The 22,044-nt window shown below is 33.8% G+C and carries 19 protein-coding genes and 1 pseudogene; 10 read left to right on the top strand and 10 right to left on the bottom strand.

The annotated features are described in order from the left end of the window. Nucleotides 1-57: 57 nt before the first annotated feature. Together HMPREF9171_RS107460 and guaA are read right to left on the bottom strand one after the other, a co-directional pair. Nucleotides 58-1,185: a cation:proton antiporter gene (locus HMPREF9171_RS107460; protein ID WP_000547442.1), complete on the bottom strand. Its 1,128-nt coding sequence runs from the start codon at nucleotides 1,183-1,185 to the stop codon at nucleotides 58-60. 269 nt (nucleotides 1,186-1,454) lie between these two features. Continuing rightward, nucleotides 1,455-3,017 carry a glutamine-hydrolyzing GMP synthase gene (gene guaA, locus HMPREF9171_RS107465; RefSeq protein ID WP_000129869.1) on the bottom strand — a complete coding sequence of 521 codons (1,563 nt, stop codon included), beginning with the start codon at nucleotides 3,015-3,017 and terminating at the stop codon, nucleotides 1,455-1,457. A 212-nt stretch (nucleotides 3,018-3,229) separates the two neighbouring features. Here guaA and HMPREF9171_RS107470 point away from each other — a divergent pair, with 212 nt between their 5' ends. The 4 genes from HMPREF9171_RS107470 (at nucleotide 3,230) to HMPREF9171_RS107485 (ending at nucleotide 7,178) form a co-directional block, all read left to right on the top strand. Beyond that, nucleotides 3,230-3,928 (top strand): GntR family transcriptional regulator, encoded by a 699-nt coding sequence (locus tag HMPREF9171_RS107470; protein ID WP_000936162.1) that lies wholly within the window; start codon nucleotides 3,230-3,232, stop codon nucleotides 3,926-3,928. A 113-nt stretch (nucleotides 3,929-4,041) separates the two neighbouring features. Continuing rightward, nucleotides 4,042-5,376 carry a methylenetetrahydrofolate--tRNA-(uracil(54)-C(5))-methyltransferase (FADH(2)-oxidizing) TrmFO gene (trmFO, locus tag HMPREF9171_RS107475; protein ID WP_000083746.1) on the top strand — a complete coding sequence of 445 codons (1,335 nt, stop codon included), beginning with the start codon at nucleotides 4,042-4,044 and terminating at the stop codon, nucleotides 5,374-5,376. Nucleotides 5,377-5,453: 77 nt separating this feature from the next. After that, on the top strand, nucleotides 5,454-6,197 hold the full coding sequence (locus HMPREF9171_RS107480; RefSeq protein WP_000559004.1) for a GNAT family N-acetyltransferase: 744 nt from the start codon (nucleotides 5,454-5,456) through the stop codon (nucleotides 6,195-6,197). Nucleotides 6,198-6,329: 132 nt separating this feature from the next. Beyond that, nucleotides 6,330-7,178, top strand: a complete 849-nt coding sequence (locus HMPREF9171_RS107485) for a MetQ/NlpA family ABC transporter substrate-binding protein (RefSeq protein WP_000694284.1) — start codon at nucleotides 6,330-6,332, stop codon at nucleotides 7,176-7,178. A 31-nt stretch (nucleotides 7,179-7,209) separates the two neighbouring features. Here HMPREF9171_RS107485 and HMPREF9171_RS107490 read toward each other — a convergent pair whose 3' ends face one another. After that, a complete protein-coding gene (locus tag HMPREF9171_RS107490; protein WP_001140791.1) occupies nucleotides 7,210-7,698 on the bottom strand; it encodes a PASTA domain-containing protein in 489 nt (162 codons plus the stop codon). 165 nt (nucleotides 7,699-7,863) lie between these two features. Here HMPREF9171_RS107490 and HMPREF9171_RS107495 point away from each other — a divergent pair, with 165 nt between their 5' ends. The 5 genes and pseudogenes from HMPREF9171_RS107495 to HMPREF9171_RS107515 all read left to right on the top strand — a co-directional run bounded on the left by HMPREF9171_RS107495 (nucleotide 7,864) and on the right by HMPREF9171_RS107515 (nucleotide 13,164). Further along, entirely contained in the window at nucleotides 7,864-8,826 is a 963-nt protein-coding gene (locus tag HMPREF9171_RS107495) for a S41 family peptidase (protein WP_001253130.1), read from the top strand. 25 nt (nucleotides 8,827-8,851) lie between these two features. Further along, nucleotides 8,852-9,604 carry an ABC transporter ATP-binding protein gene (locus tag HMPREF9171_RS107500; RefSeq protein ID WP_000923535.1) on the top strand — a complete coding sequence of 251 codons (753 nt, stop codon included), beginning with the start codon at nucleotides 8,852-8,854 and terminating at the stop codon, nucleotides 9,602-9,604. A gap of 1 nt (nucleotide 9,605) precedes the next feature. Continuing rightward, the gene (locus HMPREF9171_RS107505; protein ID WP_000499554.1) at nucleotides 9,606-11,561 is read left to right on the top strand and encodes an FtsX-like permease family protein; all 1,956 of its coding nucleotides are present in this window, start codon (nucleotides 9,606-9,608) and stop codon (nucleotides 11,559-11,561) included. A gap of 109 nt (nucleotides 11,562-11,670) precedes the next feature. Beyond that, nucleotides 11,671-12,339: a response regulator transcription factor gene (locus HMPREF9171_RS107510; protein ID WP_000076365.1), complete on the top strand. Its 669-nt coding sequence runs from the start codon at nucleotides 11,671-11,673 to the stop codon at nucleotides 12,337-12,339. Further along, nucleotides 12,336-13,164: pseudogene (locus HMPREF9171_RS107515) on the top strand (sensor histidine kinase). Before HMPREF9171_RS107510 ends, HMPREF9171_RS107515 begins: the two are co-directional and overlap by 4 nt. Before the next feature lie 42 nt (nucleotides 13,165-13,206). On the opposite strand, the gene xerS reads toward HMPREF9171_RS107515, so the two are convergent. After that, nucleotides 13,207-14,277 carry a tyrosine recombinase XerS gene (gene xerS / locus HMPREF9171_RS107520; protein WP_000817924.1) on the bottom strand — a complete coding sequence of 357 codons (1,071 nt, stop codon included), beginning with the start codon at nucleotides 14,275-14,277 and terminating at the stop codon, nucleotides 13,207-13,209. Between the two features lie 458 nt (nucleotides 14,278-14,735). Here xerS and HMPREF9171_RS107525 point away from each other — a divergent pair, with 458 nt between their 5' ends. After that, complete coding sequence (locus HMPREF9171_RS107525) at nucleotides 14,736-16,397, top strand: peptide ABC transporter substrate-binding protein (RefSeq protein WP_000093973.1); 1,662 nt, start codon at nucleotides 14,736-14,738, stop codon at nucleotides 16,395-16,397. A 32-nt stretch (nucleotides 16,398-16,429) separates the two neighbouring features. On the opposite strand, the gene HMPREF9171_RS107530 is transcribed toward HMPREF9171_RS107525, so the two are convergent. The 6 genes from HMPREF9171_RS107530 to HMPREF9171_RS107555 form a co-directional block, all read right to left on the bottom strand. After that, the gene (locus HMPREF9171_RS107530) at nucleotides 16,430-17,203 is read right to left on the bottom strand and encodes a DUF3307 domain-containing protein (RefSeq protein WP_000622398.1); all 774 of its coding nucleotides are present in this window, start codon (nucleotides 17,201-17,203) and stop codon (nucleotides 16,430-16,432) included. Beyond that, nucleotides 17,193-17,879 carry a SatD family protein gene (locus HMPREF9171_RS107535; RefSeq protein ID WP_000280308.1) on the bottom strand — a complete coding sequence of 229 codons (687 nt, stop codon included), beginning with the start codon at nucleotides 17,877-17,879 and terminating at the stop codon, nucleotides 17,193-17,195. The genes HMPREF9171_RS107530 and HMPREF9171_RS107535 overlap by 11 nt, the downstream gene beginning before the upstream one ends. Before the next feature lie 66 nt (nucleotides 17,880-17,945). After that, on the bottom strand, nucleotides 17,946-19,511 hold the full coding sequence (gene ffh, locus HMPREF9171_RS107540) for a signal recognition particle protein (protein ID WP_000863593.1): 1,566 nt from the start codon (nucleotides 19,509-19,511) through the stop codon (nucleotides 17,946-17,948). A gap of 17 nt (nucleotides 19,512-19,528) precedes the next feature. Beyond that, entirely contained in the window at nucleotides 19,529-19,861 is a 333-nt protein-coding gene (locus HMPREF9171_RS107545; RefSeq protein ID WP_000402075.1) for a putative DNA-binding protein, read from the bottom strand. Nucleotides 19,862-19,950: 89 nt separating this feature from the next. Then, nucleotides 19,951-21,264, bottom strand: a complete 1,314-nt coding sequence (locus HMPREF9171_RS107550; protein ID WP_000042576.1) for a sensor histidine kinase — start codon at nucleotides 21,262-21,264, stop codon at nucleotides 19,951-19,953. Then, on the bottom strand, nucleotides 21,248-21,928 hold the full coding sequence (locus tag HMPREF9171_RS107555) for a response regulator transcription factor (RefSeq protein ID WP_000590620.1): 681 nt from the start codon (nucleotides 21,926-21,928) through the stop codon (nucleotides 21,248-21,250). The genes HMPREF9171_RS107550 and HMPREF9171_RS107555 overlap by 17 nt, the downstream gene beginning before the upstream one ends. Nucleotides 21,929-22,044: the final 116 nt, after the last annotated feature.

The following is a 22,044-nucleotide window of genomic DNA, read 5'->3' as shown; positions in this document are numbered from 1 at the left end:
AGTCTAGCTTATAAGCTAGACTTTTTTTACCCTAAATAAATGTTTGTGTTTTTTTAACTAATCTTTAAATGAATATTTAAGAATAAATGGCGCAATAATAGTTGATAGTATAACAACAATAACAAGCTCGGAATAAGTAGTGCTTGAAATAATTTTAGCAGCTAATCCAACTTGAACTATAATGAGAGCCATCTCGCCACGACTGACCATTCCACCACCAATTGTTAAAGATTCTAATTTTGAAAAATTAAACCCTCGACCGACAAAGTACCCTGGAATTAATTTTGATAAAACAGCCAAAGCAGTAAAGATTAATATCGTGTGAAGGTGAGACATCATTCCATCGAATTTAAGAGGTAGTGCAATTGAAGCGAAGAAAATTGGGATAAAGAAAATGTAACTAAGAAGTGAAATTTTATGTTCTACCTTATCAACAAAAGAAGTTTGTCCAATAGCTAATCCTGCAAAAAACGAACCAATGATAGAACTCATTCCAACTTTATCAGCTAAAATCGATAGAGAAAAACAGATAAGGATAGCAAGAATAGTGTATTTCTCAAAGAAATGGACCTTTTCGATTAATTTGAAAAGAGCAGGTACAAGGTATTTCATACAAATAAATAAGAAAACAAAGAATAACAATTGAATGATAATTTGTAATCCGATATTAGAAGAGCTTCCATTTGTTGCAATAAAGACACTTAGAAGCAAAACAGCTAAGACATCATCAGCAACAGCAGCACCTAAAATAATAGCACCAGTATCTGTTTTTACACGATTGTATTCTTGTAAAACTTCAACTGTGATAGAAATACTAGTTGCAGCAAATACGAGCCCGTAAAAGATAGCAGTATTGATTTGGAACCCAAACAAGCGTGTCAAGAAGTAGAAGAGAGCCATAGGAACAATAACACCAGTAATTGCGACTAGTAGACTGGGCTTAAGATACTTCTTTAAAAGATCAAAATTAGCTTCAAGACCTGCTAAAAACATGAGTAAGATAACACCAATTTCTGACAGGACGTGTAATACCTGATTTTGATGAACAAGTCCTAGCATTGCAGGTCCGATGATGATACCTACAAGCAGTTGTCCAACAACAGCCGGTATTCCAATTCTTTTTGAAATAAGAGTTGCAAGAACGCTTGCCAACAAAATGATTGTAATTTGAATGATAATATGCATTTTTTCCTCCTAATATTAATAAAATGATATCAATCATATTGTACTGAATATTTAGAATACCATTTTTTAAGCCTAAAATCTAGGAATATTTCTTTTCTGCCTTTTTCATATTATTATCAAGAAAATGGAAAAATATACTGAAAAATATTCATTTTAAGAATAATGAACTTGTAACTATCGAACTATATAAAAATGATATTTTAAGTGTAAGTATCCCTTATTCAAGAAATAAGAGTAAAAAAACTTAGCTACTTAAAGTAGCTAAGTTTTTATTCCCACTCAACAGTTGCAGGTGGTTTACTTGTGATATCATAAACAATACGGTTAACGTGATCAACTTCGTTAACAATACGTGTCGAAATTTTCTTAAGTACATCCCAAGGAAGTTGCGCAAAATCAGCTGTCATGCCATCAATTGAAGTAATTGCACGGATAGCAATTGTATAGTCATAAGTACGACCATCTCCCATGACACCGACAGAACGTACGCCAGTATTAACTGTGAAATACTGCCATACGTCACGATCTAGACCAGCTTTAGCGATTTCTTCACGAAGAATAGCATCTGATTCGCGGACTGTTTCAAGTTTTTCTTCGGTAATTTCCCCCATAACGCGAATAGCAAGACCAGGCCCAGGGAATGGTTGACGCCATACAACTTCATCAGGCATTCCAAGTGCAGTACCAAGAGCGTGAACCTCATCTTTGAATAATGTGTTAAGTGGCTCAATCAATTCAAATTGCATATCTTCTGGCAATCCACCAACATTATGGTGTGACTTGATTGTTTGGGCTGTTTCTGTCCCAGATTCAATAATATCTGTGTAGAGGGTACCTTGGGCAAGGAAATCAACGCCTTTAAGTTTACTTGCCTCATCATCAAAAACGTACACGAACTCATTTCCGATGATTTTTCGTTTTCTCTCGGGATCTTCAACACCAGAAAGAAGGTCTAGGAAGCGTTTTGAAGCATCAACACGGATAATATTAAGTCCAAATTTACCACCAAGCATATCCATAACTTGGTCACCTTCATTTTTACGTAATAAACCATGATCTACAAAAATACATGTTAATTGATCACCGATAGCACGTTGTAGGAGTACTCCGACAACAGATGAATCAACACCGCCAGATAGTCCAAGAAGTACTTTACGATCGCCTACAGTTTCACGTATTTTTGCAATTTCCATATCAATGAAGTTATCCATTGACCAATCACCACGTGCACCACAGATATTAACAGCAAAATTTTTAAGGATATCATTACCATATACTGAGTGACGAACTTCGGGGTGGAATTGGATACCATAAAATTGTTTTTCAGTATTTTCCATTGCAGCAAATGGACAGTCAATAGAGTCACCAACGAGATGGAAACCCTCAGGGATTTCAGTAACAGCATCACCATGACTCATCAAAACAAGTTGTTCTTGAGGAGTGCCAGCAAAGAGTGCTGATTCTGAGCGTAGGCGAAGTGCTGATTGACCATACTCACGATGACCAGCTTCTCCCGCAGGAAGAACCTTACCACCGAGTTTATGGGTAATCAGTTGCATACCATAACAAATTCCTAAGATTGGAATTCCTAATTCAAAAATTTCTTCATCGATTCCAAAAGCGCCATCAGCGTATACGGAATTTGGACCACCTGAAAGTACGATACCAATAGGATTAATATCGCGAATTTCATCAGCCGTAATTTTATGTGATTTTAACTCAGAAAATACACCAAATTCACGGATACGACGTGCGATAAGCTGGTTATATTGACTACCGTAATCTAGAACGATAATTTTTTGGATATCATTCAATATAGAAATATCAGTCATTGTTTCCCTTTCTTTGTAGCTAATTTTAAAAACAGCTGTACCTATACCATTTTAGCATATTTTATATAAATTAACATCATTAAAATAATTGATTAAACGCTTTCTTATCAAGAAATATTGCTTATGATTTTTCTGAATTATTTCACGATTTTAGAGTTAGAAATATATAGAAGTATGGTAAAATGAAGTGTAGATTCTAGGAGGAGAGAATATTGTTACCAGCATATATTAAAATTCACGACGCTATTAAAAAGGAAATCGATAAAGGGACTTGGAAGATTGGGCAGCGGTTACCTAGCGAAAGAGATTTAGCGGATGATTATAGTGTAAGTCGTATGACACTTCGCCAATCAATTACATTGTTAGTTGAAGAAGGTATTTTGGAGAGACGAGTTGGTAGTGGCACCTATGTTGCTAGTCATCGTGTTCAAGAAAAAATGCGGGGAACAACTAGTTTTACAGAAATTGTCAATTCTCAAGGGCGTAAGCCATCCAGTAAACTAATCTCATTTCAAAGAAAACTAGCAAATGAAACCGAAATTCAAAAATTAAATTTATCACAGTCAGATTATGTGGTTCGTATGGAAAGGGTACGTTATGCTGATAAGGTACCGTTGGTTTATGAGGTAGCCTCTATACCAGAGAATTTAATTAAAGGCTTTGAACAATCAGAGGTTACAGAACATTTCTTTAAAACCTTAACAGAGAATGGCTACGAAATTGGGAAAAGCCAACAAACTATATATGCTAGAAATGCTAGTGAACGTGTTGCTTCGCATTTAGAAGTTAACGCAGGCCATGCTATTTTGGCATTGACACAAGTTTCATACTTTACTGATGGTAAGCCTTTTGAATATGTTCATGGGCAATATGTTGGAGATCGTTTTGAGTTTTATTTAGAGAATAACTAGTAGTTTAATGAATAACGTTTTTTGAAGAAGTAGCTATGTATGTTATAATGGAAAAATAAATTATATAGAAAGATTTGAGGAAGTAGTTGACTACTTTCAAGAGGTATTAGTTCATGTCTCAATCTTACATTAATGTTATCGGCGCTGGTTTGGCTGGTTCTGAAGCAGCTTATCAAATTGCTAAACGTGGAATACCAGTTAAGCTTTATGAAATGCGTGGGGTTAAATCAACCCCTCAACATAAAACAGATAATTTTGCAGAATTAGTATGTTCCAATTCATTCCGCGGTGATTCTCTAACAAATGCAGTTGGTCTTTTAAAAGAAGAAATGCGTCGTTTGGATTCTATCATTATGAAAAATGGGGAGGCACATCGAGTTCCAGCAGGTGGAGCCATGGCCGTTGATAGAGAAGGTTATTCTAAAGCTGTTACTGAGGAAATCCATAAACATCCATTAATCGAAGTAATTCGTGATGAAATCACAGATATCCCTGGAGATGCTATTACAGTTATCGCTACAGGACCATTAACAAGTGATAGTCTGGCAGCTAAAATTCATGAACTTAATGGTGGTGACGGTTTTTATTTTTACGATGCCGCCGCTCCAATTGTCGATAAAAATACGATTGACATGAATAAAGTTTACCTTAAGTCTAGGTATGACAAAGGTGAAGCAGCTTATCTAAATTGTCCAATGACCAAAGAAGAATTTATGGCATTTCACGAAGCTTTAACTACAGCTGAGGAAGCACCACTAAATTCTTTTGAGAAAGAAAAATACTTCGAAGGTTGTATGCCTATCGAAGTGATGGCTAAGCGTGGTATTAAAACGATGCTTTATGGTCCAATGAAACCAGTTGGTTTGGAGTATCCTGAGGACTACAAAGGACCGCGAGATGGTGAATTTAAAACACCATATGCTGTTGTTCAATTACGTCAAGATAATGCTGCAGGCTCTCTTTATAACATAGTTGGTTTCCAAACTCATCTTAAGTGGGGAGAACAAAAACGTGTATTTCAAATGATTCCTGGTCTTGAAAATGCTGAATTTGTCCGGTATGGTGTTATGCATCGCAATTCTTATATGGATTCACCAAATCTTTTAAACCAAACCTTTGCTACACGTAAGAACCCAAATCTTTTCTTTGCTGGACAAATGACCGGTGTTGAAGGTTATGTAGAATCGGCAGCAAGTGGTCTTGTAGCGGGAATCAATGCTGCCCGTCGCTTTAATGGGGAGAGTGAAGTAGTTTTCCCACAAACTACTGCTATTGGTGCACTGCCACATTATATTACACATACAGACAGCAAACATTTCCAACCAATGAATGTTAACTTTGGTATCATCAAAGAATTAGAAGGCCCACGAATTCGTGATAAGAAAGAGCGTTATGAAGCTATTGCTACACGAGCTTTGAAAGATTTAGAAAAATTTCTCAACTATTAACATATTCATTTGACTTTGCTAACAAGCAAGGTCAAATTTTCTATATTGATTTTAAAAAATGTATGAATGGAGTAAATATGCACTATAAAGAATTACTTGAGTCATCCGAAAAAGCTTATTTGGAAACTAATCGGTATAAACATTTTAAGAATATAATCACTTCAGAGCGTTATTTTTCAAACTATATTAGCTACAAAATAATGCCTACAGTAAGTGAGTTTTTACAGGATATGATCTATTTAGCAGATGAACAAAAAGATTATCAGTCTGATTTTGCTTTTGTATTTTTTGAGGAAAATGCTGAATTGAGCAGTGAATTACAGAGAACTTTATCACAACAAGGCTTTGAATCAGAGAAACATATCATATTTACAAATTCATTAAATCATCTTAAACTTTTTGAAAAAGAATTTGATGACATCACATTTACTAAACTTAATGAAAATTACCTAGAAAAATACCTAAAGTTCAAATATAAACAAAGTATAGTTTACGGAGAAACTTACGCTAAGCAAATGTATAATGATAATCGTGTTAATCTTTTAAATAATAATGCTAAAGTTTACCTAGCTATTAAAGATAATCAAATTATTGGAGATGTAACAGCTTGGGACTATGGTGAATACGTGGAAATAGATGATTTTTATGTCCAAGAATCCTACAGAGGACAAGGAATTGGTACGCGCCTACAATTTGATGCAAGTAGGGGGTTTAAGAAAGTTATCTTAATTTCAGAAGAAGAAAACAGAAAAATGTATGAGCACCAAGGTTATGAGGAAGTTGCCTATTATTGGACCGCTTTACGGAGCCCTCGAAAGTAAAATTATAAAAGAAATGATATAGTTAAAAGCTATATCTCTTGATTGATAATAAGTATTTTTTAATCCATTAGCTTTTTGTTACACTAGTATCAGTTGATTAATCATACAACCATATCAAAGGAGAAATAAATTATGAAAATCAAAAAGCTATTAGGATTAACGACAACAGTAGTAATTTCAGCACTTATTCTAGGAGCCTGTGGTCAGTCTAAAAATGAAGACGCCAAAGTCGTTAGAGTTGGAACAATGGTAAAGAGTAAAACTGAAAAAGCTCGTTGGGATAAAATTGAAGAATTAGTTAAGAAAAAAGGTGTTAAGCTAAAATTTACAGAATTCACAGATTATACACAACCTAATAAAGCTTTAGAAAGTGATGAGATTGATATTAATGCTTTCCAGCATTATAATTACTTAAACAATTGGAATAAAGCAAATAAGACCAATCTTGTTTCCGTTGCTGAGACATACTTTACTTCCTTTAGATTATACTCTGGTACTAAGAACGGTAAAGGTAAATACCAAACAGTTTCTGAAATTCCAAATAAAGCAACTATTACTATCCCCAACGATGCAGTTAACGAAAGTCGCTCTCTCTACTTGTTACAATCAGCAGGTTTGCTAAAATTGAAAGTATCAGGTGATACATTAGCAACAATGTCAGATGTTGTTTCCAATCCTAAATCTTTAGATTTAAAAGAAGTAGATGCAGCACAGACCGCACGTTCTTTGGATTCCACAGATGCAGCAGTTATTAATAATGATTTTGTGACAGAAGCAGGAATAAATCCTAAATCAGCTATTTTTATTGAACCAAAAAGCAAAAATGCAAAACAATGGTACAACCTTTTAGTTGCTCAAAAAGGTTGGCAAGACAAATCAAAAGCTAAAGCCATTAAAGAAGTTGTGAAAGCTTACCATACAGATGCAGTTAAAAAAGTTATCGAAAAAACATCTCAAGGTTTAGATCAACCTGTTTGGTAAAAATAAATAAGCATGGTCAATTCGATCATGCTTATTTATTTCGATTTTTTTTGAGTAATTGACTAGGGGTACTCAATACTTCTGTTAACCGTTGTTGTCGTGCTTTACTTTTTTCGGATTTAGATAAAAGTAGTGTCTTACTTTCTTCAAGGATATCCTCTGTAATATAGTACAACTTCACTAATGAACCGATTCTGACCCTACCAGCTTTAGGCGACATATTCACAACTTGATTAGGATGTAGGGTTGCCCACTTTGAATTTGGTTCAGCAACAATCCTTGATACATTAAAATGGCGTTGCTCTAAGTAAACTTGCGCATCATTGATATCAAGGTGTACTACATTATCAAGCTGAGTATATGTCTGTTTTTTTTCATGACGACGATCAAGTTCTTTTTCAATAATTGGACGAGAATTATCAATTGCTTTTCCAATAAGTTCAGTTGTGTCAGGGATTATTGAAATTAATTTACCAATAGGCCCTAAAGATTTTGTCAATTTTTTACTTGTCTTGGCCATATATTTTCACCGTACTTTCCATTTGTTATGTAAGATATTATATCAAAATTATAGTTTATAAAGCTTTTAAAACTTTCAAATTTGTAAGAAATAGGTCTTAAGATGTAAGGTTATAGTAATCTATTTTGCCATATAATAGACTTAAAGAGAAAGGGGGAGCAAGAGATGCGGCGAAAAATAGTTTTACTTTTTGTAGTTCCAATGCTTATAGTTTTAGGAATTTTAGGAGTGGTAGTTCATTATTATGGTTCAGCATTAAATATTTATCTATTACCTCCTAGTAGCGAACGTTATGGACGTGTTATTTTAGATCGTGTTGAACAGCGTGGTTTGTATTCGCAAGGTCGTCAATGGCAAATTATAAGACAACGATCAGAAAAAAAGTTGAAAACGTCAAAATCTTACCAAGAGAGTCGCAACATTGTACAGGAAGCAGTACGGTATGGAGGCGGTAAACATAGTCAAATATTATCCAAAGAGACTGTACGAAGAGATACCCTAGATAGTCGATATCCAGAATATCGAAGATTAAACGAAGACATTCTCTTAATTACTATTCCTTCTATAAGTAAGTTAGATAAACGATCTATTAGCCGTTATAGTGGTAAATTACAAAATATATTGATGGAAAAAAGTTATAAGGGACTCATTTTAGACTTATCGAATAATACTGGCGGCAATATGATACCTATGATTGGGGGGGTAGCCTCTATTTTACCAAATGATACCCTATTTCATTATACTGATAAGTATGGAAATAAGAAAACAATCACGATGAAAAATATACCGCTAGAAGCATTAAAAATATCTAGGAAAACAATCAATACTAAGCATGTTCCAATCGCTATTATAACTAATCATAAAACTGCTAGTTCGGCAGAAATGACTTTTTTATCATTTAAAGGATTACCTAATGTTAAAAGCTTTGGTCAAGCCACAGCAGGATATACGACTGTTAATGAAACTTTCATGCTTTACGACGGTGCTAGATTAGCTTTAACTACAGGAATAGTTAGTGATCGACAAGGATATAAATACGAGAACACCCCTATTTTACCAGATCAAGTAACCAGCCTTCCTTTACAAGAGTCACAGTCTTGGTTAAAGAGTAGAATCAATCAAAATTAGGGTATAATAAATAAAGGAGAATTATATGTTATTAGAAATCAATCACTTAGAAAAAGTTTTTCGTACACGTTTTTCAAAAGAAGAGACAAGGGCTCTACAAGACGTCGATTTTAAAGTTGAACAAGGGGAATTCATTGCTATTATGGGAGAGTCTGGTTCGGGAAAAACAACTCTGCTAAATATTTTAGCTACTTTAGAAAAACCGACAAATGGACAAGTGATTTTAAATGGGGAAGATATTACGAAAATTAAAGAGGCAAAATTAGCGAGTTTTCGTTTGAAAAATCTTGGTTTCGTCTTTCAGGACTTCAACCTTTTGGATACTCTCTCTGTAAGAGATAATATCTATCTTCCTTTAGTTCTTGATCGTAAACGTTACAAAGAAATGGATCATCGTTTGTCAGAATTATCTTCTCATCTGAGAATTGATGACTTATTAGATAAGAGACCTTTCGAGCTTTCTGGTGGTCAAAAGCAACGTGTAGCGATTGCTCGTAGTTTGATAACCAACCCTCAAATTTTATTAGCAGATGAACCAACAGCAGCGTTAGATTACCGTAATTCAGAAGACTTGCTGAATTTATTTGAAACTATTAACTTGGATGGACAAACTATTTTGATGGTAACCCATTCAGCAAATGCTGCTAGTCATGCCAAACGCGTTTTATTTATCAAAGATGGACGTATTTTTCACCAACTTTATCGTGGTAATAAGAATAATAGCGAATTCAATAAAGATATTTCTTTAACAATGTCTGCCATATTAGGGGGTGAATAATATGTTTTATCTCAAAATAGCCTGGCATAATTTAAAACATTCTATAGACCAGTACATACCATTCCTCTTAGCCAGTTTATTACTTTATTCATTGACTTGTTCTACGCTACTAATCTTAATGAGTGCTGTTGGAAGAGATATGGGGACAGCGGCAACGGTTCTTTTTCTTGGAGTGATTGTTTTGTCAATCTTTGCGGTAGTCATGGAACATTATAGCTACAATATCTTGATGAAACAGCGTAGTAGTGAATTTGGACTGTATAACATTTTGGGGATGAATAAACGTCAAGTTGCGCGTGTAGCTAGTCTAGAGCTGTTTATTATTTATATATTTCTTATTTCTATAGGAAGTCTGTTTAGTGCTTTTTTTGCTAAATTTATTTATTTAATTTTTGTCAACATTATTAACTATCATGCACTAAATCTTAGTTTAAGTTTATGGCCATTTATTATTTGTATTGTTATATTTACAGGCATTTTTCTGACTTTAGAAGTTCCAGTTATTCGACATGTTCATTTATCATCCCCATTAAGTCTCTTTAGGAAGAAACAACAGGGAGAAAAAGAACCAAAAGGTAATCTTATACTTGCAATTTTAGCGTTAGTAGCTATCGCCATCGCTTATACAATGGCTCTTACTTCAGGTAAAGCACCTGCATTAGCTGTTATCTATCGTTTCTTCTTTGCAGTACTTTTAGTTATTGCTGGTACTTATCTTTTTTATATTAGTTTTATGACATGGTACTTAAAAAGGTTGCGTCAAAACAAGCATTATTATTATAAATCTGAGCATTTTGTATCAACTTCGCAAATGATTTTTCGAATGAAGCAAAATGCAGTAGGGTTAGCAAGTATCACTTTATTAGCTGTTATGGCTCTAGTTACTATTGCTACAACAGTCTCACTCTATTCAAATACACAAAATGTTGTTACCGGACTATTTCCAAAATCAGTAAGTTTATCAATAGATAATTCAAAAGGTGACGCGAAAAATATATTTGAAGAAAAGATTTTGAAGAAACTAGGTAAGTCATCTAAGGAAGCTATCACTTATAATCAGACAATGATTTCAATGCCAGTTAGTCAATCAAGTGAACTTAATATCACATCTAAAAACGTCAAACATGTTGATATCACAAAAACGGGTTTTATGTACCTAATTACTCAGAATGATTTCCGTCGTTTAGGTCACCGATTACCAAAATTAAAAGATAACCAAGTGGCTTACTTTGTTCAAAAAGGTGATAGTCGTTTGAAAAAAATAAATCTATTGGGAAATAAATTTGACGTTGTAAAAAATTTAAAAGAGGCTTATGTCCCAGAGACTACAAATACTTATAACCCGGGTTTAATTATATTTGCAAACAACAAACAAATTGACAATATTAGAAAAGCATATTTACCTTATACTAAGAACATCAATACTTTTCCAAAAACCTTTAAGGCATATTTGGATTTGAATAGTCAAGAGATAAATTCAATTTCTAAAAACGACATAATAGAGGTAGATGGTAAGTATGTTGGAAATATTAGCACTAAACAGAGTTTTCTAAAAGAAGGTTATCAAATGTTTGGTGGGTTATTATTTACTGGATTTCTATTAGGTATAAGCTTTTTGCTAGGTATAGCTCTAATTGTTTACTATAAGCAATACTCAGAAGGTCATGAGGATAAGAGATCTTATCGTATCTTACAAGAAGTAGGTATGAGCAAAAAATTAGTTAAACGGACTATTAATTCTCAAATTATGATTTTCTTCTTCCAACCTTTAGTGGTAGCAGTTATTCACTTTGGAGTTGCTATTCCAATGCTAAAACAGATGCTTTTGGTATTTGGGGTGCTTAACTCAACAATCGTATATGTAGTAAGTGGTTTGACAGTACTTGCGATTTCTATAATTTACTTTATCATTTACCGTATAACTAGTCGAACTTATTATCATATTATTGAACGCTAAAAAGGATTGGTTATTTTACCAATCCTTTTGCATTAATAGAAACCGATAGACTAAAAAATTTGTTATACTAAATGAAAGAAAGAGATTTCGTACTATTTTAGGAGGGGATATGTCACAAGATCAAGGAAAAATTTATATTGTAGAAGATGATATGACGATTGTGTCACTTTTAAAAGGCCATTTATCAGCTAGCTATCATGTCTCTAGTGTCAGCAATTTTCGTGATGTGAAACAAGAAATTATCGCATTTCAACCCGATTTGATACTAATGGATATTACGTTACCCTATTTTAATGGTTTTTACTGGACTGCAGAATTGCGTAAGTTTTTAACAATTCCTATTATTTTCATTTCATCTAGTAATGATGAAATGGATATGGTTATGGCATTAAATATGGGGGGTGATGACTTTATTTCAAAACCATTCTCTCTAGCTGTATTAGATGCTAAGCTAACTGCTATTTTAAGGAGAAGTCAACAATTTATCCAACAGGAATTAACTTTTGGAGGATTTACGTTGACAAGAGAAGGGTTATTGTCTAGCCAAGATAAGGAGGTTATTTTATCGCCAACAGAAAATAAAATCCTATCTATCTTGCTCATGCATCCTAAACAAGTAGTCTCAAAAGAGTCTCTATTAGAGAAACTTTGGGAAAATGATAGTTTTATTGATCAAAATACACTTAATGTTAATATGACACGCTTACGTAAAAAAATTGTCCCAATAGGTTTTGATTACATTCATACAGTGAGAGGAGTTGGGTATTTACTACAATGATACGCCAGTTTTTAAGAGAACACTTGATTTGGTATATTTTATATATCATGATGTTTGTCCTATTTTTTATTAGTTTCTATCTATATCATTTACCAATGCCCTATTTGTTTAATTCCTTAGGTTTAAATGTTATTGTTTTACTAGGAATTAGTATTTGGCAATACAGTCGTTACAGGAAAAAAATGTTACATCTCAAATATTTTAATAGTAGTCAGGACCCCACTTTCGAACTTCAACCGAGTGATTACGCTTATTTTAATATTATTACACAATTAGAAGCTAGAGAAGCGCAAAAAGTTTCTGAAACAATTGAACAAACCAATCATGTTGCACTTATGATAAAGATGTGGTCGCACCAAATGAAAGTTCCATTGGCAGCTATTTCATTAATGGCCCAGACAAATCATCTCGATCCTAAGGAAGTTGAACAACAATTATTGAAATTGCAACATTATCTTGAAACGTTGTTAGCATTTTTGAAATTTAGACAATATCGTGACGATTTTCGTTTTGAAGCTGTTAGCCTTAGAGAAGTAGTAGTAGAAATTATAAAATCGTATAAGGTCATTTGTCTATCCAAAAGCTTATCTATCATAATTGAAGGCGATAATATCTGGAAAACAGACAAAAAGTGGTTAACTTTTGCACTTTCACAGGTGCTAGATAATGCCATAAAATATTCTAATCCTGAGTCAAAGATAATAATAAGCATAGGAGAAGAGAGTATTAGAATACAAGACTACGGTATCGGAATACTCGAAGAAGATATCCCTTTCGGTGGATAGCAAAATTAATTATGGGACCGCTGTTTTTATACATAAATAAAGTTATGTAAATGTTTTATTTTACATAACTTTATTTATGTTACTATAGTTTGTCTAAAGCGTTCTTTTGTTCATCGTTAACAATATGGGTATATAGGTCAGTAACTTGAGTGGAAGCATGACCTAATTGGTGGCTAACTAATACTTGAGATTTTGTAGCATCATATAGCCTAGTAGCAAGAGTATGCCTTAGTTTATGAGGTGTTACACGAACCTTAAAATCCTGGGAATATTTAGCGACCATTTTCTCAACACTTGAAGCATCAATACGATTTGGCACCCCACGGTATTCTGATAAAAATAGTGCAATGTCCTGATTTTCTGCTTTGTATCTATTTTTACGGATGTCTAAATAATTAGCAAGATAGGGTTTCGCAAAGCTAGCGACATTGACAGAGTCCCGTTTCCCTCCTTTTCGTGTGACATCAATAACCATTACATTAAGGTTAATATCCTTTAAATCTAAGTTTACTGCCTCAGATAGACGCACTCCTGAAGCTAGTAGCAAAGCAATAATAGCTAAATCTCTCTCTTTATTTTTGTTGAAAAAAGCTAAAGCACGTTTGGAAAGTTTGTTTTGGTATTCACAATCTATATACTCTAAGAATTCTATCGTTTCATTGCCCAAAAATAACTTTTGTTTAATATTTTCTGCCCGAGAAGCTAAAGTTTCCTTTTTCTTTTTGGTTGAGACTTTTTTCATGACATTGCGATAAAAGTAAGGCTCCCCGTCAGCATTCTCAACCTCTTCAGTAAGGTATTTGAAAAGACTAGATAAGGCAGCTAGAGTTCTGTTAATGGTGGTTTGAGACACCCCATTTTGCCTTGTGTTAGCATTTAATAAAGGGCGTTCTCGTAAATATAGTATAAAAGCTTCCATATCTTTCTTAGTAAGGTTTTCTAAAACTGAAAGCTCAATTTCTGCAATATGATGACAATTAGCAACACCAGAATCCAATAACCATTCAAAAAAACGTCTATATTCTTTTAAATATTCGTAGAGTGTTGTGAAACTATAAGGAACAGAAAGCTTTGATTGATAATATTCTAGAACATACCAAGGCATAATTTCTTTTAGTTCATCGATTTTTTCGAGTAGTAATTCACGTTTCATAATAAAATCTCCATTATATCTATAAATAGAAGTATATCATACCCTAGCATAACTTTCAAGAAAATTATAGTTTTTCGGAAAGTTGAAAAGTTAAAAACAGGAATTCATTCGGTAAGTACAACAAATATCCATTCTTTATGATGATCAGTATTACTTAATTACTTATTATCGTTTAACATGTTTGTTATAGTAAAGACAGAGTGCTTTGAGAAAACTGATTCATAATTTCATCGATTTTATCGGTATCTGAAAAAGTAATAAAGGGTACTCAATTATTTAATTATATTTGCAAGTTAATAACCAAAGTTAGATTCTACTTTAAAATATACTGGTTTTCTCAATATTAGATTTACTACGCCTTATAAAAATCAGAAAATTTGAAATATTCCTTTCTTTCTTGAAATTTTATGATATAATATGTCCTATATCTTTATAGAAGGTTTAGGAGGACTGGTATTATGTCTAGTTTTAATAGAAAAAAACTTAAGTTTTTGGGTATATCTTTGGCGACTCTAACAGCCACCACAGTTACCCTGGTTGCCTGTGGTAATGAGTCAAAGAACTCTGGAGATAATAAAGTTATTAATTGGTATGTTCCTACTGAAATCAGTACATTGGACATTTCAAAGAATACAGATGCTTATTCAAACTTAGCTATAGGTAATTCAGGCAGCAATTTACTTAGAATTGATAAAGAGGGCAAACCAAAACCCGATTTAGCTAAAAAAGTATCCGTTTCTTCTGATGGTCTTACTTATACTGCTACACTTCGTGATAATTTAAAATGGTCAGATGGAAGCAAACTAAGCGCTGAAGATTTTGTTTACACATGGCGGAGAATAGTTGATCCTAAAACTGCATCTGAATATGCTTACTTGGCGACAGAATCGCACCTTTTAAATGCTGATAAGATTAATTCTGGAGATATTAAAGATTTAAATAAACTTGGTGTAACAGCTAAAGGCAATCAAGTGACCTTTAAATTGACAAGTCCATGCCCTCAATTTAAATATTATTTAGCCTTCTCTAATTTTATGCCTCAAAAACAATCGTATGTTGAAAAAGTTGGTAAAGATTATGGTACAACATCAAAAAATCAAATTTACTCAGGTCCTTACCGTGTTAAGGATTGGAATGGTTCAAATGGTAAATTTAAATTAGTCAAAAATAAATATTATTGGGATTCTAAACATGTTAAAACAAATAGTGTCATAGTTCAAACTATCAAAAAACCAGATACTGCAGTTCAAATGTACAAGCAAGGTCAGATTGATTTTGCTGAAATATCAGGAACTTCTGCTATTTATCAAGCTAATAAAAATAATAAAGATGTAGTAGATGCGTCTGATGCACGTACTACATATATTATTTATAACCAAACTGGTTCGGTTAAAGCATTGACAAATCAGAAAATTAGGCAAGCTTTGAATTTAGCGACTGATCGTAAAGGTGTTGTTAAAGCGGCAGTTGATACAGGTTCAACTCCTGCTGAATCTCTGGTCCCTAAAAAATTAGCTAAATTACCTAATGGTGAGGATCTTTCCAAGTATACTGCCCCAGGTTATACGTATAATACAAGTAAAGCTCAAAAACTTTTTAAAGAAGGTCTTGCTGAGGTTGGTCAGTCATCTCTCAAGTTAACAATCACAGCCGATTCGGACTCTCCAGCAGCTAAAAATGCTGTTGACTATGTGAAATCTACATGGGAGAGTGCTTTGCCTGGTCTAACTGTTGAAGAAAAATTCGTTACTTTCAAGCAACGCCTTGAAGATGCAAAAAATGAAAATTTTGATGTCGTGCTCTTCTCATGGGGAGGAGATTATCCAGAAGGATCAACTTTCTATGGGTTATTCACGACTAATTCTGCGTATAATTATGGTAAATTTTCTTCTAAAGAGTATGACAATGCCTATCAAAAGGCAATTACTACTGACGCCTTGAAACCAGGAGATGCCGCTAATGATTACAAAACTGCTGAAAAAGCTTTATTTGATCAATCATATTATAACCCAGTTTATTACCTAGGGAAAAAAGGGCTCCAAAATTCTAAATTAAAAGGGTTGGTAAGAAATTCAACTGGTTTGAATGTTGATTTTACTTATGCTTATAAGACAGAATAAAAGAAAAGCGTTAGGATATTTCTAGCGCTTTTCTATACCAAAAGTAACCAATGAGTTATCAAAACACTTATAATTGAGAATAATGATCCAATTAAATAATATTCGGCAAAAACCTGACTTTTAGAAATTTTATCGTAACGTGCAATGGATTTTGCAGTAAAAACAAGACCTATAGCAGCATACTGTCCTGAGATTAGTAATATAGCCATAATTAGACGCTCTAAATTACCAATCATAGCTCCTGCTCCTTCAATTGTTTCTTCATGATCTTCAGATTTTTCTTTCATTATTTTTGTTTTTTCTTGTGTTAATAATGATGATAATTCTTTAGCTTGAAATTTATTAAAGAAAATTTTAAACACAATATTAATAGGTTTGGTGATAATGATAAAAACCAGAGCTATGACAATAAAGTGCTTGATAGGCAAAAGCCAATGATTAGGCGGTAAATATGTAGGAAGCGCATGGTAAAAAACGATAATGCAAGTATAGTGGGCTAGTTGGTCTATAATAAAAGCTGCTTTTTGGAAATGCCCTTCCTCTACCCAAGGGTAACTCAATTTCTTTATACTATCAATAACAATATGGCTTCCCCATATGCTTAAATTTAATAAAGTAGTTTCTGGTATCAATATCATTAAAGCTGCTAGGGGGAGGAAAACAATCAAGAGATGTCTCCAGAGTCCCCTCCAACTATGTGATTTACTATCTGCTAAGGATTGACTTTGCCACTGAAAGTCAGCTAAAAAATGTGCGCAAAATAATAAAGTTAGGATTGGATTATCCCTTAAAAAATCAGAAATCATAGCTCCCCCCTTTAGTTTGAGTGCAACTTTTAACTAATAGATCGGCTGCCTGTGTTCTCGTTCTTAAGTAAATCTTCAGACCGCTTGCTTTAAGGCGTTTAGTCAGCGCACTAGGTTCAATATTTTCCAGTTGGGCTAACTTTTGATGTTGAAATTGTTCTTGATAATTATCTTGAAGTATTAAGTGCTCAAGCATTTGAAAATGGTTAGTAGTCCATTTTGACTTGATAAAATCACCAGCTGAAATGAGACTATTTAGTGTTAATTCAAGGTTTTGGTCTTCATCATCAAGGCAAATAGCTACTTGAACTGTTCCATAATCATTTTTATCATGTATATGATTAATAGCTGAGCGAGCATGCCAGTAGGCAGGACCATCAGCACCGATACTTTCATTTGAATTGATGGATGTTATAATGTTTCCTGTACCGAGGCCGAACCTTACATTAACAGGTTTTAGAGCTAGTTGAATATGGTCAATAATTTGAAATACCTTTTTTGATGGTTTCAATAAAGCTTGAAATTCATCACCAGCTGTAATAGTGAATGGAGAAATCAGCTCTTCACCATATACATCAGATAGTTCGGTCATTAGTTGCTGAAAAGACTGTTGGAAAGTTTCACGTTCAAGTATCTGTTTTGAATTAATGATATCACCGATTAATGCTAAATACATAAATATCACCACCTTTTTGTCTATTATAGCAGACAAAAATAAAAATGTCTATTTAAATAGACATTTTTATTTGCGTTTCTTCTTAGCTTTCTTCATTTTATTAGCCATACGTTTCATTGATTGTTTAGCTGCAAAGGCTCCTACTTTTCCTTTTAAGCCACCACCAAACATTTGGCTGAAGTCCATATCGCCACCTAAACTAGATAAGTCAGGCATGCCATTTTGCCCCATCATACCTTCTAAATTAGACATATCCATTCCGTCCATTCCAGGCATATCTTTAGGGAGGTTATTAGGATCAATTCCCATTTTTTTCATCATTTTATTCATATCACCGGACATCACGCCTTGCATCATTTGTTTTGCCTGGTTAAAATCTTTAATGAATTTATTAACATCAACGAAAGTATTACCTGATCCAGCAGCAATACGACGTCTACGACTTGGATTGAGGAGATTTGGATTTTCTCTCTCTTCTGGAGTCATTGATGATACAATGGCTCTTTTGCGAGCAATTTCGTTTTCATCCACTTTGAAGTTTTTCATTGCTGGATTGTTAGCCATTCCTGGAAGCATTTTAAGGAGATCTTCCATTGGCCCCATATTTTGAACTTGATCTAATTGATCAATAAAATCGTTGAAGTCAAAGGTGTTTTCACGCATTTTCTCCGCTAATTCCATTGAACGTTTTTCGTCGTATTCTTGACTAGCGCGCTCAATAAGTGTTAGCAGGTCTCCCATCCCCAATATACGGCTTGCCATACGATCGGGATGGAAAGTTTCAATATCAGTGATTTTTTCCCCTGTCCCTGTAAATTTAATTGGTTTTCCAGTAATTTCGCGTACTGAAAGGGCAGCACCACCGCGTGTATCACCGTCAATCTTTGTCAGAACAACACCACTAATGCTGAGCTGACGGTTAAATTCTTCAGCGACATTTGCAGCTTCCTGTCCAATCATGCTGTCAACGACAAGGAGTATTTCATTAGGTTGAGCTATGGCTTTGACATCATGCAATTCCTGCATAAGAGTTGCATCAATTTGTAGGCGTCCGGCTGTATCAATAAGAACATAGTCATTACGATTTTCACGAGCCTGTTCTAAACCTTTAGTGACAATCTCAACTGCTGAATGGTTAGTTCCCATATCAAAGACAGGAACATTAATCTGGCTACCAAGGGTTTTTAACTGATCAATAGCAGCTGGTCGATAAATATCAGCTGCTATCATCATAGGACGAGCATTGTCTTCTTTGATTAGTTTGTTTGCTAACTTACCGGCAAAAGTTGTTTTACCAGCACCTTGTAGACCAACCATCATAATGATTGTTGGAATTTTAGGGGATTTTTCAATTTCAGAGGTCTCAGACCCTAATAAATCTGTTAGCTCTTCATTGACAATCTTAACAATTTGTTGCGTAGGATCTAGTGTATCAATGATTTCATGTCCAACAGCACGTTCACGAACATGTTTAATAAAGGTTTTAACAACTGGAAGAGCAACGTCAGCTTCTAAAAGAGCTAGACGAATCTCTTTGGTGACTTCTTGCACATCTTTTTCAGATAACTTTTTCTTACCACGAATATTTTTAAAAACTCCTTGCAGGCGCTCTGTTAAACTTTCGAAAGCCATAAATTATTTCTCCTCATTTAATCTCTATTATCAATGCTACTTAGAATGGAAATTTTTTCTTGTAAAAAGGCATCATCGGTATATTTTTCTAGAATGTCATCAAAAATCTGACTACGGACAATATAATCTGAATACATATGTAGTTTCATTTCGTACGCCTCAAGAATTTTTTCAGTTCGTTTGATATTATCATAGACAGCTTGTCGGCTAACACCGGATTCTTCAGCTATTTCAGCAAGGCTGTAGTCATCGGCGTAGTATAACTCGATATAATTCATTTGTTTATCTGTTAATAATGCCGCATAAAACTCAAAAAGGGCATTCATACGATTTGTTTTTTCAATTTCCATAACTTTTATTATACCAAATTTCCTATCAGCTTGCTATATCAAGTATGCAAGACCACTTTAAAATTTAAAAGGGTTAGGCCATTTTAGTCCTAACCTTTTACTTTTGGTAGTTTTATCTTAAAAATACTGCCTCTAGGTTTATTATCAATTACTGTAATATTACCTCGCAGTGAGTTAACGATTTGTTGAGCTAAAGAAAGGCCGAGGCCAAATCCTCCTTGTTGTCGTGTTCTTGCTTTGTCAACACGGTAAAAACGATCAAAAATTCTGACTTTATCCTCCTCTGAAATTCCTGGTCCATTATCAGCGATTTCTAAAAAGAGATACTTATCAGTTTCAGATATGGTAAAGTCAATGCTACCATCATTGTCAGTATATTTTATAGCATTATCAAATAAAATAGTCATGAGTTGTTTTAGCAGTGTCTTATCTGTTTTGAAACTATCTTGAATCATATTATGTCCAGTAAAATTTTTACCATTCTCTTGGGCGATTAGATCATAATTCTCAAAGATACTATCAAAAAGTGTAGGCTTAATAACAGCTAATTCTGGTTTGATTCCATCATCACGTCTTGCTAAGTTTAAAAGATTAGTGGTTAAAATACGCATATTTCGTACTTCATCTAGACTTGAAGCGATATTTTCACTATTTTCTAAAATGGTGGCATTCGGTTTTCTGAATAGCGTTTCTAGGCGATTTTGTAAGACAGCTAGGGGAGTACGCAGCTCGTGGCTAGCATTTTCGACAAAAGCCTTCTGTCTTTCGTAGTTTTCTATAATCGGTTTTTGTGCCCATTTAGCTAAGTAGATACTTGCTCCAATTGAAATAATCCAAAAAGTAGTCATGACAAATATAATAATTTTTTCATAGCGTTCTTTAGCATTTACTAATTGATCAATATTAACAATAGCTGTCATGTAAGTCACATTAGGATAAGCAGGGTTATTAACTTTTACGGTGACAGCATGATATGTCTCATCTTGACCAAAAATGTTGGTTAAAGTTAATTCACTAATGCCACCTAGATTTTTTTTATTAGGTTTTAAAAACTGATAGTTTGAAAATGCGTCAAAATAGTTAATGACTTCTTCTTCTGATGTAAAAAGAATAATATCAGTATTAGCTACTGTCTGACCGCCGGGTTTTAACTTGACACTTGCGATATTGGAGTTATCTAGGTAGGCAGCAGTACGTGACATAACCATATTGATGTAATTTTTAGGATGGGTACTGATATACTTTAAACTACTATCAACAGAAGAATAAACACCATAGCGCATGACTTGGAGGATGATAACAGTCATAACCAGAAAAATACCACTAAAAACTGTGAAAAAATGGATAAAATGACTATCTGAGACATTTTTTTTGAATTTACTTATCTTAATCGGTTTCGACATGCTTTAAAATATATCCTACACTACGCAAAGTTTGAAGGTTTTCTGAAAAAAGTGTTCCTTTTAATTTTTTCCGAACCTTAGAGACATAGACTTCTACAACTGAAATCGTTGTATCACTATCAAATCCCCAAATACGATCAAAGATTTGAGATTTCGGTAAGATAACATTTTGATTTTGAAGGAAATAGACTAAAAGATCAAACTCTTTACCTAAGAGCTCAACTTCTGTTTGATTAACAAAGGTTGAGTTAGTAGACATGTCTACGCGAATATCACCATAAATTAGGCTGTTATCATTAAATTTTCCAGAACGCTTTAAAAGAGCCTGAATTCGCATTTTTAGTTCTTCTAGGTAAAAAGGTTTTGTTAGATAATCATCAGCACCTAAGTCGAAACCTTGTCCCTTATCATCAATGCTTTCTTTAGCGGTCATTATTAATACAGGGGTTGTAATACCTTTTTCACGTAGCTCTTTCAACACTTGGAAGCCGTTTTTTTCAGGTAACATGAGATCTAGAAGAATCAGATCATAGACTCCACTTTCGGCTTCGTAAAGACCCTCTTCTCCATCAAAAATTTGCATGACATCGGCAAAGTCATCAAGGAAATCAAAAACGGAATTGGAAAGGCTCAAGTCATCTTCAATTAATAAAATTTTTATCATAGTATATCCTTTCGATGTACATATTATATCTGAACTATTAATATTAGAATACCAAACTTTGCTTAATAAATCCTAAATAAAGTATGTTTTATGTCAACTAATTTCATGACACAGAC

The organism is Streptococcus agalactiae ATCC 13813 (assembly GCF_000186445.1).
In the GTDB taxonomy this organism is placed as follows: domain Bacteria; phylum Bacillota; class Bacilli; order Lactobacillales; family Streptococcaceae; genus Streptococcus; species Streptococcus agalactiae.
Note: the sequence above shows the minus strand (reverse complement) of the source record. Positions and strands in the feature narration are given on the sequence as shown.

Bases quoted from the DNA above. Each gene is read 5' to 3' on its own strand.
- HMPREF9171_RS107485 (WP_000694284.1), top strand. From the start codon at position 6,330: ATGAAAATCAAAAAGCTATTAGGATTAACGACAACAGTAGTAATTTCA.
- HMPREF9171_RS107495 (WP_001253130.1), top strand. From the start codon at position 7,864: ATGCGGCGAAAAATAGTTTTACTTTTTGTAGTTCCAATGCTTATAGTT.
- HMPREF9171_RS107490 (WP_001140791.1), bottom strand. From the start codon at position 7,698: ATGGCCAAGACAAGTAAAAAATTGACAAAATCTTTAGGGCCTATTGGT.
- HMPREF9171_RS107530 (WP_000622398.1), bottom strand. From the start codon at position 17,203: ATGATTTCTGATTTTTTAAGGGATAATCCAATCCTAACTTTATTATTT.
- HMPREF9171_RS107505 (WP_000499554.1), top strand. From the start codon at position 9,606: ATGTTTTATCTCAAAATAGCCTGGCATAATTTAAAACATTCTATAGAC.
- xerS (WP_000817924.1), bottom strand. From the start codon at position 14,277: ATGAAACGTGAATTACTACTCGAAAAAATCGATGAACTAAAAGAAATT.
- guaA (WP_000129869.1), bottom strand. From the start codon at position 3,017: ATGACTGATATTTCTATATTGAATGATATCCAAAAAATTATCGTTCTA.
- ffh (WP_000863593.1), bottom strand. From the start codon at position 19,511: ATGGCTTTCGAAAGTTTAACAGAGCGCCTGCAAGGAGTTTTTAAAAAT.
- HMPREF9171_RS107460 (WP_000547442.1), bottom strand. From the start codon at position 1,185: ATGCATATTATCATTCAAATTACAATCATTTTGTTGGCAAGCGTTCTT.
- HMPREF9171_RS107510 (WP_000076365.1), top strand. From the start codon at position 11,671: ATGTCACAAGATCAAGGAAAAATTTATATTGTAGAAGATGATATGACG.
- HMPREF9171_RS107535 (WP_000280308.1), bottom strand. From the start codon at position 17,879: ATGTATTTAGCATTAATCGGTGATATCATTAATTCAAAACAGATACTT.
- HMPREF9171_RS107545 (WP_000402075.1), bottom strand. From the start codon at position 19,861: ATGGAAATTGAAAAAACAAATCGTATGAATGCCCTTTTTGAGTTTTAT.
- trmFO (WP_000083746.1), top strand. From the start codon at position 4,042: ATGTCTCAATCTTACATTAATGTTATCGGCGCTGGTTTGGCTGGTTCT.
- HMPREF9171_RS107480 (WP_000559004.1), top strand. From the start codon at position 5,454: ATGCACTATAAAGAATTACTTGAGTCATCCGAAAAAGCTTATTTGGAA.
- HMPREF9171_RS107525 (WP_000093973.1), top strand. From the start codon at position 14,736: ATGTCTAGTTTTAATAGAAAAAAACTTAAGTTTTTGGGTATATCTTTG.
- HMPREF9171_RS107555 (WP_000590620.1), bottom strand. From the start codon at position 21,928: ATGATAAAAATTTTATTAATTGAAGATGACTTGAGCCTTTCCAATTCC.
- HMPREF9171_RS107500 (WP_000923535.1), top strand. From the start codon at position 8,852: ATGTTATTAGAAATCAATCACTTAGAAAAAGTTTTTCGTACACGTTTT.
- HMPREF9171_RS107550 (WP_000042576.1), bottom strand. From the start codon at position 21,264: ATGTCGAAACCGATTAAGATAAGTAAATTCAAAAAAAATGTCTCAGAT.